The sequence below is a fragment of the Reichenbachiella agariperforans genome (assembly GCF_900142205.1).
GTDB lineage: Bacteria > Bacteroidota > Bacteroidia > Cytophagales > Cyclobacteriaceae > Reichenbachiella > Reichenbachiella agariperforans.
On the sequence record NZ_FRAA01000006.1, the window covers coordinates 169,737 to 182,257 of the forward strand.

A 12,521-nucleotide genomic window follows, 5' to 3' on the forward strand; every position below is an offset into this window, starting at 1 on the left:
CTAATTAATATGATCCAGATACACAATTTCGTTTTTAATCCATTTTATGAAAACACCTACGTCGTATACGATGAAAGCAAGGAAGCTTTGATCATAGATCCTGGGTGCTATGAGGATACTGAAAGGCAGGAACTGACGGAGTTTATAGAGAACGAAGGACTCAAAGTCACCAAACTGATCAATACACACTGTCATGTAGATCACGTGCTGGGCAATGCTTTTGTGAAAAAGAAATACGGTGTGGAACTATACGTACACCCTGAGGACGAAGCTACATTAAGATCCGTCGAGGTGTATGCACCGGCCTATGGCTTTTCGGATTATACCAAAACAGAGCCTGATCAATGGATGAACGAGGGGGATGTAGTCACCTTTGGCACCTCTTCTTTTGAGGTGTTCTTCACACCAGGGCATGCACCTGGTCACGTCGTACTGGTGAATAAGGAACAAAAAATCTGTATCGGTGGCGATGTGTTGTTCGATGGGAGTATTGGCAGAACTGATTTGCCAGGAGGGGACTTTGATACCCTGATTCAAAGCATCAATGAAAAACTTTTTGTTTTGGATGATGAGACCGTGGTGTACTGTGGTCATGGTGGTAGTACAACGATCGGTAAGGAGAAGGCGAGTAATCCATTTTGTGCGGTGAAGAAATGAGACTAAGAAATTTCGTTCCCAACTTCCTGACCTGTCTCAATCTCATCTTTGGCTGTCTGGCCTTGATCGAAATATTTGATGGACACTATGATCGTGCAATCTACTATGTGTTTCTATCGGGTGTAGCAGATTTTTTTGATGGGTTTGCGGCGAGGTTGCTCAAGGCGACTTCTAATATCGGAAAAGACTTGGATTCTTTGGCAGACATGGTGTCTTTTGGGGTGGTGCCAGCCTTTGTGATGTTCAAGATGATAGAGGAGAATGCAGAGCAGGATTATTTGCCTTATGCTGCATTAATTATTGTAGCATTTTCTGCGCTGCGACTGGCTAAGTTTAACAATGACGAACGACAGAGCGATTCGTTTCATGGCCTGCCTGTTCCTGCCAACGCTTTGTTTTTGTGTGCTTTGCCTTTTTTAGCAAGTGCAGAAGTGTTCCAGAGTACTTTATCTAATCCTTGGGTTTTGGTAGTGATTAGTATCGTCATGGCGAGTTTGCTGGTTACAGACGTGAAACTCTTGGCGTTGAAATTCAAGCATTTTGGCTGGAAGGGCAATGAAGCACGATATTTAATTCTTGGTCTTTCTCTGGTGGGTTTAGCGACATTTCAGGTGATGGCTTTACCTTTTGTGATTGTATTTTACTTCATTGGGTCTATTTTTGTCAATGCAGCTGCGCCCGAAGGGCACTGATTTACAATCATTTGTTGATTATTCTGTTCTGTTTTTTTTAGATCCAAAACTTGATTAAACGTCTTCTTCATATCTCTTTTTATCTCCTGACTATGGGAGGCGCATATATGGCTGTAGGCCAGACTCAGTCTGTATTGCGAGCGGGCGATTGGTACAAAATTGCCATCATGCAAGACGGAGCGTATCGAATAGATGCGAATGTCCTCAAAAAACTAGGTATCGATCGATCATCAATCAATCCAGCCAACCTAACAGTCTATGGCAATGCCGTGAATGGTATTCTGCCACAAGCCAACAGTGCGGATAGACCAGTAGATCTAATCGAAAATGCTACGATGGCTGTAGGGTTAGAGGATGGTAGTTTTGACAAGGACGACTATTTGTTGTTTTATGGCAAATCACCACATAGGGTTGATTTTGATCCTGTAACTAGAGATTTTCTTTTCGAAAAAAACATTTATAGTGATAGTTCTTTTTACTTCGTCACAGAGAAAAAGCAAGCGGCCAAGCGTATGGCAACACGACCTGTTGGAACAACGACTGGTACGGTCACGACTGATTATTGGAGAACATCCATTTTCGAAGAAGATTTGGTTAACATTCTGTCCTCTGGGCGAGAATGGTTCGGAGAACGGCTTTCGAATGGGGTGCCTCAAACCACGATTAAACATGACCCGACAGGGTATGTCACTGGCAGCCCGTTGACAGTCTATGTAGGAGTAGTATCCGAAGCAGTTGTGCCGTCAGCTTTTCATTGTGCTCTAGGAGGGGAGACATTGGGGACGATCAATATGACACCTATGTCTGGTGATCAATATGAAACACAGGCGGACATTAGATATGAACGCTACGAGATAGCCAGTCATGTGGAGGATAAATTGGATCTCACTATTGGTTTTGAAATCTCATCTGGCAATGCCAAGGGCTATATAGATTACGGTCATCTGGTGTCTCGACATGTGCTCAACCTAGATCATGGTGTAATGTCTATTTATCCTGAAAACGAGGTGTTGGCAATCTCAGGAGGTGAAACCAACCGCTACGTTTGGGATATTACAGATCCCACTGCTGTACAAGTCCAACAAGCGTTAATAGAAAATGAGAGTCTACGCTTCGAGGCAGTAGCAGGAGTACAGTATTGGGCATTCGACGAATCCCATATAGAGAAGCCGATTGTGGTAGGAGAAGTGGCCAATCAAAACTTACATGGGCTAGCTTCGGCCGAAGTACTTTATATAACGAATAGCTCTTTTGAGAAGCAGGCGCAGCGCTTGGCAGATTTCAGAGCAACCCACGATGGGCTAGCGACGCAGGTGGTGACGGTAGGGGATATCTACAATGAGTTTTCGTCAGGGCGTCAAGATTTGACTGCCTTACGAGATTTCATCAAGCATCAGTACGATAGCTATGGCACATTAAAGTATGTGACACTACTGGGAGACTGCTCGTATGATTACAAAGATAGAATATCAGATAAAACCAATTGGGTACCTGTCTATGAAGCACGAAACTCTGTACACCCCTTGTATAGTTATTCGTCGGATGATTTTTTGGGATTTATGGAGGATGATGAAGGTGAATGGATCGAAACCTCAGCAGGAGATCATACCCTCGAGCTCGGTATCGGCCGTGTCCCTGTCCGTACGCCGACGGAGCTAGCGCAATATGTAGATAAGGTGATACGCTATGAAACCAGCCGATTTATGTATGGCAATTGGAAAAACAAAGTGGTGTTTTTTGCGGATGATGAAGATGGTAAACGACATCAGCGAGATGCAGACCGTTTAGCAACATTGGTCGACACATCACGGCGAGAGTTCAATATTCGACGAATTTTTCTGGACAGTTATGAGCAGGTTGGAGCGATGGGGGAGCTGGATCAGCGTTCGCCACGGGCTAGCGATGCGTTTCTAGAGGCTTTGACCAAGGGGTCGCTGATACTGAACTATGTAGGCCATGGCAATGAACGGGTACTGGCTACAGAGCAGGTATTTACAGTGGACATGGTTGAAAAATTAAACAACCGACATTTACTGCCCTTTGTCGTCACTGCTACTTGTGCTTTTGGTAACTATGACAACCCAGAAGTTGTGTCTGGTGGAGAGCAAATTCTTTTAGCTCCAGAGGGTGGGGCGATTGCGATGCTAACTTCGACAAGAGATGTATATGCGGATACCAATTACGAGATAAATAAGGCTTTCTATGAAGCACTGAGCCAGAAAGATGGGCAGTATTTCAAACGATTGGGAGACCTGATGAAGGAAACTAAAAACAACAGCTTGGTCGGGTTTGGCAATAGAAACTATGGTTTACTAGGCGATGCGAGCATGCGTTTGGCCTTCCCAGAGTCAGCAGTGGAACTCACTCATATCAACGGTCAGGCATTGGATGACCTAGATAGCCTGAAAGCACTAGGCAATTACACCCTGTCAGGTCAGATAATGACTGCTACCGGTGACCGAGACGAGTTTTTTGAAGGGAAAGTGACGGTGACTTTGTTCGATAAACCTGCACCGTTTACCACGTTGGGAGACGAAGGAGACCCTGCGACCTATCAGGATAGGGATGTGATTTTGTTCCAAGGAGATGCCACGGTGACGAATGGAACTTTTACGATCGAAACCATTGTCTCTAAAAATATCGATTATGATTTCGGGGAAGGGAAAGTCAGTTTTTATGCGCAGGACTCATTGCGCGCTACCGATGCTCATGGCTATTATAGTGAAGTCATAGTAGGAGGAATTGCGACCGACCCGATAGTTGATCAAGGCGCCCCTGTTATGCACTTGTATATGGGAGACACGGGATTTAAAACTGGTGACCAAGTTGGTGAGAATACGATACTATTGGCGCGTCTCCAAGACATCAGTGGGATCAATACTTCTCGACTAGGGGCTGATGCCAATATTATGATGTACCTGGACGATGAGGAAGGAGTAAACCTCAACGCTTATTATACAAGTAGTCTAGATACTTACCAAGAAGGCTGGGTTTTGTATCCGATGAACAACCTCAGTGATGGCAAACATAGCCTCAGGCTAGTGGCTTATGATAATCAAAATAACAAATCAGAAAGCACTGTGACTTTTCAAGTTTCTGATGAGTTAAAAATTTTATTATCGGAGGTTAAAAATTTTCCAAACCCGATGCAGGATCAAACAACATTCAGCTTTTTGCACGATAGATTGGGGGAAGATTTGGATATATCCCTGTCCATCACCAATTTGCAAGGCCAGCAGGTATTGAGGATAGACTATGAGGTGCGAGAAGCACCTACTTTGGTCGAGGACATTGAATGGGATGGCAGTGATGCCAATGGGAATAAAGTGAAAAAAGGAATCTATATTTATAAATTAGTAGTGCAAAGCAATGTAGATGGTGCTAAATCGCAGGTCTACAACAAGATCATTGTTTTGTAATAACCTCAACTGGAATGAAAAATATTAAGATTAATGGAGTAATAATGCTGGTAGGGCTGATGGCTATGCAGTTCCAACTATTTGCACAGTCTGGTGTAGTCAATGGGCAGGATACTACGCGCAGAGTGATCACGACTGCAGTGCCATTTATCGGGTTTGCTCCTGACTCTCGTGCCTCTGGTATGGGAGATGTAGGCGTAGCGACGAGTGCAGATGCCAATAGCGTGCACTGGAACAACGGTAAACTAGCATTTGTAGATAGAAAATTCGGTGCATCAATCTCCTATTCTCCATGGCTGGCGACTATTACCAACGACATGGCGCTGTACTATCTCTCGGGTTACTACAAGATAGATCGTGTACAAGCAGTCGCTGTGTCTATGAGATACTTTGACCTGGGGAGTATTCAGCTGACTGGGGAGTTCGGCGAACCGCTCGGAGTAGATAACCCACGAGAAGGCGCGGTAGATGCTACTTACTCTAGAAAATTGAGTGAAAATCTAGGTATCGGAGTGACAGCTAGATATATCTGGTCCAACCTTATCGGTAGTATCTCAGGAGTGAGTCAAAAAGGATCGAGTGTGGCTGTAGATATCGGGACCTACTACAACAAGGACATTCACCTCGGGAGTACCAATGCCAACTGGGCACTGGGAGCGCATGTGTCTAACATTGGCCAGAAAGTAACCTACAGTACCGATGAGTTCAAAGATTTTATCCCAATCAATCTAAGACTTGGTACAGCTCTGAAGCTAGAGTTAGACCCATTCAATAGCCTGACTTTTGCCGTAGATTTCAACAAACTACTGGTACCTACTCCTCCTGTATATGAATTTGATGAGGATGGTGATCCTGTATATAATGCTGATGGTACCCGAAAATTAAAAAGTGGTAAAGATCCGAATAGAAACTTGATTAGCGGGATGTTTGGTTCTTTCTCAGATGCACCTGAGCCTACCTTTGAGGAAGAGATGCAGGAGATCATGATCTCTTTCGGGGCGGAGTATTGGTACAAAGAGCTGTTCGCGGCACGTACGGGCTATTTCTATGAGAATGATGCCAAGGGAGGACGAAAATATTTTACATTGGGTGTTGGCTTTAGGTATCAGAAATTTGGGATAGATTTCTCTTATTTGATTCCAGGTAAGCAAGATCACCCATTGGCAGAGACGATTAGATTCTCGCTGTTGTTCAATTTTGACAAAGAAGATAGCAAAGAGGATCTCAATTAATGCTCGATCGATCAATAGCCCCACAAGCGGGCGAAATACGCTACTCTCCGATACAAGAAGCGGAAGAGTCGCGTTTAAAAAACAACATTCCATTATTTACCATCAATGCAGGTCTGCAACCCGTTTTCAAACTGGAGCTGCAGGTACTCGCAGGGATTTGGTATGAGCCCAAGCAGGCGATCTCTTGGCTCACTGCTAAGATGTTGCTGGAGGGCACTAAGACACGGTCAGGCCGAGATATTTCTTCGTCTTTTGATCGGTTAGGTGCTTTTATCGAGGTGTCAGCTGGCTTTGACGATATTTCTATTGCAGTTTTTGGAGTCACCAAAACCTTTGACGAAGTGGTCGCGCTGTTGATGGAGGTGCTGTACGAATCAGTATTCCCTCAGGAATCTATCGATAGATTGAAATCTCTGAGGAAAGATCAACTCCGACTCAACGATCAAAAGAATGACATGTACGCTTCTAAAAAGATGCGTGAGGTTCTTTATGGGCTGGATTATCCTTATGGTCGTGCATTGCAGATGGAGCAGATCGATGCTTTGACGAGGGAGGATGTAGTGGACTACTACGAGAACTATTTGTTTAATCAGCCGCGTATTTACCTATCAGGTCAGATCGATTCGTCGATGTTGGCTGCTGTAAAAGCTAATTTCTCCAATATCAAAACCTTAGATCGAGGCGAGCTGCGATATGAACGAAAAAGCACGCAGCATGACTGCTATGTCGAGCGCCCAGATAGCTTACAGACTTCTATTCGCCTAGCGTGGGATATCCCAAACAAAGGGACGGAGGGCTACTTTGATTATCTGCTGGCTAACACCTTTTTGGGGGGCTATTTTGGGTCTCGCCTGATGAAAAATATTCGTGAAGAAAAAGGTTATACCTATGGGATCAGTTCCTACCCCATTCATTTAGATCATGGTTCTTTCGGGGTGATTTCTACGGATGTGAAAGCAGAACATGCGCAGGATACCTTAGACGAAATCAAAAAGGAAATCGATGCACTACAGCAACATGGGGTAAGTGATGAGGAGATCGAAGCAGTAAGCAACTATCTCGCAGGTACTTTTCTAGCAGGGATCAATACCCCGTTCCAGTTGATGAAGATGTTTCAAAAGGTGAGTGATTTTGGACTTGGGTATGATTACTACGAATCTTACTTTGAGGCCTTGAAAGCTATCCAGTCAGAGGATATTCGGGCAGCAGTGGGGCGTTACTTTGACATGGACAAGGTATATACTGCCATTGTTGGGTTGAAAAAATAATCTACTTCACGATTTTCTTGCAGACATATTGTCCATATTTCAATTCGTAGATTTCATCGTACTTTAGAGGAATTGTATAAAGTCCATTGGTATTCATCAGCCCTGCTTTTGTTCTACGCGATACGATGAAATAGCCATCACTACTCTCTGAGATCAGGTCATAGGAAGGGCTAAGTATTTTGTTTCCATGACTGTCATATAAGCCATATTTTTGATTTGACGCTACGATGAACATATCACGAGGAGTCTTTGTGATTTGGTCATAGTTGATGTCTATGGCTATCTCACCATCTATACCGTACGCGCCATATTTTTCATCTCTTTTTACAATAGCCATGTGATCAACAAAGTGAGAGACACTGTCCAGGTTAGGCTGTATGATTAGCTCTTCTTTTTTGTCTACATAGCCCCAGTGACCGTGTAACCGGACAGGGCATAAGCCCTCCTGAAAATGCCCAACACTGTCATAGCGATTGGCGATGCGCAGTTGCTGATCAAAATCAATAAAACCGTATTGATTGTCTTTTTGGATAGAGAGAAAACCTTCTGAGATGTCTGAGATAGCTTGGTAGTCGTCTGTGAAAGGGATCAAAAAAGACCCGTCTTTGAAAGAAACGGCTATTTGGTTCCGCTTTTGAATAATGATAAAACGGTCTCTGATGAGTGGCGAAATCATGTCATATTTTGGGTAGAATAGTATACGGCCATTGTGATCGATAAGGCCGACTTGCCCTGATTCGGTTTTTTCCAGATAGCCCAGTTGGTGAGGTGTCAGTTGATTGTAGGTTTGGAAGAGTGCCGCACCATTCTTGTTGAGGATGTCTGTTCTGGAGCGTTGTTTGACGCGCGCAGTATTGTCGTGATTTATCCAGATGGAATCATAAGAGGCTTCTCCCACGACTTCTCCGAATTGATTGATGACGTTGTTGTAACCTAAGTAGTTGACCGCAGCTATTTCTTGGAAGAATGGGCTGACAGCTTCATACTTGTAGTTGATGGCTACCTCACCAGATAAGTCCAGATAGCCCCAGTAGCCATTTCTTTTGACAGGAATCAGGTTGTTGCTTTCGGTCTGAATACCATCATAGCTTTTGCCATTGAGTTCACGACCAAAGGAATTGTAGACCTTCCAATGCTTGTCGGTATATCCATAGAGATAATGTTTGTCAATTTTGACACTGTCAAAATTGACAGTTCTAAAGACAGTTTTTCCGGATGGAATCAATGTAGTCGTCTTATAATTGGTGATGACTAGGTGGCTTTTGAAAGCGTCAATTTTCGTAGGAAGAAGCCCACGGTAAACTGTCTCTTTGTTTTGATTGATGATCTCAGCCCAGCCATTGGTACAGATGGCTAAGAACCGATCTCTAATCATAAAAATAGAGTCCGCAGACCAGCTGCCGTTTAGTTGGTCTTCTGATGTTTTGATGTCGAATTGATCGAAGGGTATTGTCGTCTGGTCGCTGGTTATTGCTTTGTATTTGGGCTGATGGATGTACTGGCCTTGAGCGGAAATTAATCCGACTTTTCCGGTCTTGTACACGAGGGCATAGTCTCCAGAATAGGGCGCGATGCTATCGAGGCTTGGTGTGAGTATAATTTCCCCCGTCGTACGTACAAGCCCGTGCTGGTTTAGCGTATCTGTGAACTGAAACATACCATGGTCTAGGTATTGTATCGTTCGATAACTTTTGGGGAGGATTTCTTTATTGGTTTGGGTGTACAGGCCGCTGTAGCGTTTGTGTTTGATTTTTTCTGAGACTATGATGTGATCATGGTCTAGTTTGATCGTTTGGTTTTTGAAGCTGATGATTGTCTGCCCGTTGGCGTTGATTGTTCCGTATAGGAGGAGGTTAGAGAACTTTCCTTTGATAGATGCGACGATCAGGCTACCATGCACGGCTTCTAGGCTGTAGTATTTTGGAGTGGTGACGACTTTTCCTTTGACTGTGACTAGTCCCCATGCTGTACCGTCGTAGTAGCCAATGACACCTTTGACGGGATATTGAAAGCCTGATGACCAACCAAGCTTTTGATACTTTGGTGTGATGAGGGTTTCTCCATTTTTATCTTTGAGCCCCACACGTTCATTTTCTTCAAAATAGGAATAATTGCCCTGAGCGAATGAGGGTAAAGTGTAGGTTAGAAGAAAACATAGCAATAGAGTGGTAGCACTACCACTGCGAATCAGTTTCCTCACGCTTACTTTTTAAGTTGTTCTTCTTGTTTCTCGAGGTTGAATAGGTCGTTGAGCACTTCGATCAATGAATCGGCCTCTCCTCTTTTGCATGCGGCTTTGAGTTGAAGGACTGGGAGTTTGATGATTTTTTGCATCATGCTCTTGGTCACCTTATCCACCAATTCAGATTCTTCTGGACTGATTTTTTTGAGGTGACGAGCGATTTCGTTTTTGCGAATATCTTCTAATGCGTTTTTTAATTTATTGATCACGGGAGAAACTTCCATCTCTTGTGTCCAACTGCCAAACTCAGTGATGGCTTCATTGATAATGCTTTTTACATCCGGGATAGCCGCAATTCGTTTTTCTAGGGCCTTGGATGCTTTCGCTTGTATGTTGTCAATGTTGTAGAGCAAAAGCCCATTGACAGATTCGATATCTTTTTCGATGCTTCTCGGTACCGAGAGATCAAATAGATATTTGTGACTCATTACTTTGTTGGTTGCAAAGAGAGACTTGTGAATGATGGGTTCATCAGTAGTGACGGAAGAGATGATAATATCGGCTTCAGCCACAGCACTTTTATATTGCGCAAAGTCAATCACTTGATAGCCGAGTTCGTCAGCGAGTGCTTGTGCTTTTTCGATGCTTCTGTTGCAGACGAAGACTTCTTTGCTGGCAATGTTCTCGAGGTTTCTCGCGACATCTTCTCCGATCTCACCGAGACCGAGTACGAGTATTTTAGGGGTTTGAATGCCCGTGGTGAGCTCACTGATCAGGTCTACTGTAGCATAAGATACAGAAGCTGCTCCATCTCTAAAGGCAGTTTCTTGCACGACTCTCTTATTCGTAAAGAAGATGGTGTGCAGCAATCTATGGATGAACGGGCCTGCCATGTTTTCGTCCGCAGACCATTGATAGGCATTCTTGACCTGATTGATGATTTGGAGATCCCCAATCACCTGTGCTTCTAGTCCAATGGATACATTGAACAAATGAAGGACAGCATCTTCATGTTTTGCGAAACTAAAAAAGTACTGGGCGTAGTTTTGTGTCTCTTCTATGCCCTTGGCTATACCGATGAGCTTGAGAATTGTATCAAATTGGTCAGTAGGTGAGGAGTAGAAAATCTCCGTACGATTGCACGTCGACAGGACAATGGCTTCTGAAATCTCCGAATAGTCATTCAAAAGATTCAAGAAGGCCTTGATTGCCCTTTGATCCATAGAAAATAACTCCCGCGTCTCTAAGGGGGTTTTCTTATAAGATAATCCTACTGCTTTAAATTGATTGTGCATATATCACTCACTCTCCAAGAGGCAAAATTAAGTCAAAATGATAATTATTAATGTCAAAGAGCTGTCACGACTATTATTTATAATCATTACAAATTGATTATTGTGGGTATTGGAATTTATTCCATGTTTTTATTGAAAATATTGTGAAGAAGGTGATGAAAATCATGCTTTAGACCATAGTTTTGCACGGCAAATAAAAACACTTATTTGCCCATGCATTTCGACAGTTCTAAACTCGTTTTTGAAGCCCTCACCTATGATGATGTGCTTCTTCTCCCAGGATATTCGGAGGTCTTACCAAGAGATACTGATACTAGTACTTACTTGACGAAGAATATCAAATTAAACATTCCTTTAGTGTCTGCCGCGATGGATACTGTCACGGATTCCGCTTTGGCTATTTCGATGGCTTTAGAAGGCGGTATTGGTATCATTCACAAAAACATGACGATTGAGCAACAGGCTGCTCAGGTACGCAAGGTCAAGCGATCGCAGAGTGGTATGATCCTCGATCCAGTCACTTTACCAGAGACTGCTACGATTGGTGATGCATTGGCTTGTATGAAAGAATACAAAATCGGTGGGATTCCCGTTATTGATACAGATCGTAAATTGATCGGAATCGTGACCAACCGTGATTTGCGTTTCCAAAAGAACCCAAAACTCAGCGTGAGAGAGGTTATGACCAGTGAAAATGTCATCACTGCCAATGACGGAGTGGGGCTTAAAGGAGCTGAGGCTATCCTGCAAGAGCACAAAATCGAAAAATTACCTATCGTCAATGACAAAGGGGTCTTAACAGGACTTATTACTTACAAGGATATACTGAAGAACATCGACAAGCCAATGGCTTGTAAGGATGAGTTTGGTAGACTGAGAGTAGGTGCAGCGGTAGGTGTCACGCCAGATATCGAACAAAGAGTAGAGAAGCTGCTCGAAGCAGGCGTAGATGTAGTATCGATCGATACTGCACACGGGCACTCGAAAGGAGTGATTGATACCTGTAAACGTATCAAAAGTAAATTTCCAAAACTAGACGTGATCGTGGGTAATATTGCCACTGCAGAGGCGGCAGTCGCGCTAGCAGATGCTGGAGCAGATGCTATCAAAGTGGGGGTAGGACCAGGTAGTATCTGTACCACGCGTATCATCGCAGGAGTAGGAATGCCACAGTTGTCAGCGGTCTATGAAGCAGCCAAAGCACTCGAAGGAAGAGATGTGCCGATCATCGCTGATGGCGGTATCAGATTCTCTGGAGATTTTGTCAAGGCGATCGCAGCAGGAGCCAACTGTATTATGATTGGTTCGTTGCTAGGAGGTACTGAAGAGGCACCAGGAGAAGTAATCATCTACGAAGGAAGAAAATTCAAGACCTACAGAGGTATGGGGTCTGTCGAGGCGATGGAGGATGGTTCTAAGGATCGTTATTTCCAAGATGCTGAAGATGATATTAAGAAATTAGTCCCAGAAGGGATCGTAGGACGAGTGCCATACAAAGGCATGGTAGCTGAGGTGCTTTATCAACTTACAGGAGGTTTGAAAGCAGGTATGGGTTACTGTGGAGCAGGCAATGTCGAGGCGCTTAAAGCAGCGCGCTTTGTGAAAGTGACAGGTGCTGGGATGGCTGAGTCTCATCCACATGATATTCAAATCACGCGAGAAGCACCTAACTATTCTCGATAGGAAGAAGATGCGTTAACAATTTTTTTGAAGGCCTTGTTAGATCATATCTATCAAGGCCTTTGTTGTTTTAGGCAGGGCGAGAATTTCACTTTT

General features: G+C 43.8%; 8 protein-coding genes. 6 read left to right on the forward strand and 2 right to left on the reverse strand.

Annotation, left to right across the window (positions count from 1 at the left end):
- The first annotated feature begins 9 nt into the window (after window positions 1–9).
- From BUB99_RS15345 to BUB99_RS15365, 5 genes are all read left to right on the forward strand, one after another.
- Window positions 10–657 carry an MBL fold metallo-hydrolase gene (locus BUB99_RS15345; RefSeq protein ID WP_073123866.1) on the forward strand — a complete coding sequence of 216 codons (648 nt, stop codon included), beginning with the start codon at window positions 10–12 and terminating at the stop codon, window positions 655–657.
- On the forward strand, window positions 654–1,349 hold the full coding sequence (pssA, locus tag BUB99_RS15350) for a CDP-diacylglycerol--serine O-phosphatidyltransferase (protein ID WP_073123870.1): 696 nt from the start codon (window positions 654–656) through the stop codon (window positions 1,347–1,349). Before BUB99_RS15345 ends, pssA begins: the two co-directional genes overlap by 4 nt.
- A 92-nt stretch (window positions 1,350–1,441) precedes the next feature.
- Window positions 1,442–4,768: a type IX secretion system sortase PorU gene (gene porU, locus BUB99_RS15355; protein ID WP_073123873.1), complete on the forward strand. Its 3,327-nt coding sequence runs from the start codon at window positions 1,442–1,444 to the stop codon at window positions 4,766–4,768.
- Window positions 4,769–4,782: 14 nt separating this feature from the next.
- Entirely contained in the window at window positions 4,783–6,000 is a 1,218-nt protein-coding gene (gene porV / locus BUB99_RS15360) for a type IX secretion system outer membrane channel protein PorV (protein WP_073123876.1), read from the forward strand.
- Complete coding sequence (locus BUB99_RS15365) at window positions 6,000–7,268, forward strand: M16 family metallopeptidase (RefSeq protein ID WP_073123879.1); 1,269 nt, start codon at window positions 6,000–6,002, stop codon at window positions 7,266–7,268. The genes porV and BUB99_RS15365 overlap by 1 nt, the downstream gene beginning before the upstream one ends.
- 1 nt (window position 7,269) lies before the next feature.
- Here the strand turns inward: BUB99_RS15365 and BUB99_RS15370 are convergent, their stop codons facing one another.
- Together BUB99_RS15370 and hemA are read right to left on the reverse strand one after the other, a co-directional pair.
- Window positions 7,270–9,468 carry a WG repeat-containing protein gene (locus BUB99_RS15370; protein WP_139281041.1) on the reverse strand — a complete coding sequence of 733 codons (2,199 nt, stop codon included), beginning with the start codon at window positions 9,466–9,468 and terminating at the stop codon, window positions 7,270–7,272.
- A gap of 2 nt (window positions 9,469–9,470) precedes the next feature.
- Window positions 9,471–10,745, reverse strand: a complete 1,275-nt coding sequence (gene hemA, locus BUB99_RS15375; protein ID WP_073123885.1) for a glutamyl-tRNA reductase — start codon at window positions 10,743–10,745, stop codon at window positions 9,471–9,473.
- A 213-nt stretch (window positions 10,746–10,958) separates the two neighbouring features.
- On the opposite strand from hemA, the gene guaB reads away from it, so the two are divergent.
- Window positions 10,959–12,428, forward strand: coding sequence for an IMP dehydrogenase (gene guaB, locus BUB99_RS15380; RefSeq protein WP_073123888.1), 1,470 nt, complete (start codon window positions 10,959–10,961; stop codon window positions 12,426–12,428).
- The last annotated feature ends 93 nt before the right edge of the window (window positions 12,429–12,521 follow it).

What these genes read in the sequence shown, in the direction of transcription:
- hemA (WP_073123885.1), bottom strand. Translation starts at nt 10,745, where the DNA reads ATGCACAATCAATTTAAAGCAGTAGGATTATCTTATAAGAAAACCCCC.
- guaB (WP_073123888.1), top strand. Translation starts at nt 10,959, where the DNA reads ATGCATTTCGACAGTTCTAAACTCGTTTTTGAAGCCCTCACCTATGAT.
- porU (WP_073123873.1), top strand. Translation starts at nt 1,442, where the DNA reads ATGGGAGGCGCATATATGGCTGTAGGCCAGACTCAGTCTGTATTGCGA.
- porV (WP_073123876.1), top strand. Translation starts at nt 4,783, where the DNA reads ATGAAAAATATTAAGATTAATGGAGTAATAATGCTGGTAGGGCTGATG.
- pssA (WP_073123870.1), top strand. Translation starts at nt 654, where the DNA reads ATGAGACTAAGAAATTTCGTTCCCAACTTCCTGACCTGTCTCAATCTC.
- BUB99_RS15365 (WP_073123879.1), top strand. Translation starts at nt 6,000, where the DNA reads ATGCTCGATCGATCAATAGCCCCACAAGCGGGCGAAATACGCTACTCT.
- BUB99_RS15345 (WP_073123866.1), top strand. Translation starts at nt 10, where the DNA reads ATGATCCAGATACACAATTTCGTTTTTAATCCATTTTATGAAAACACC.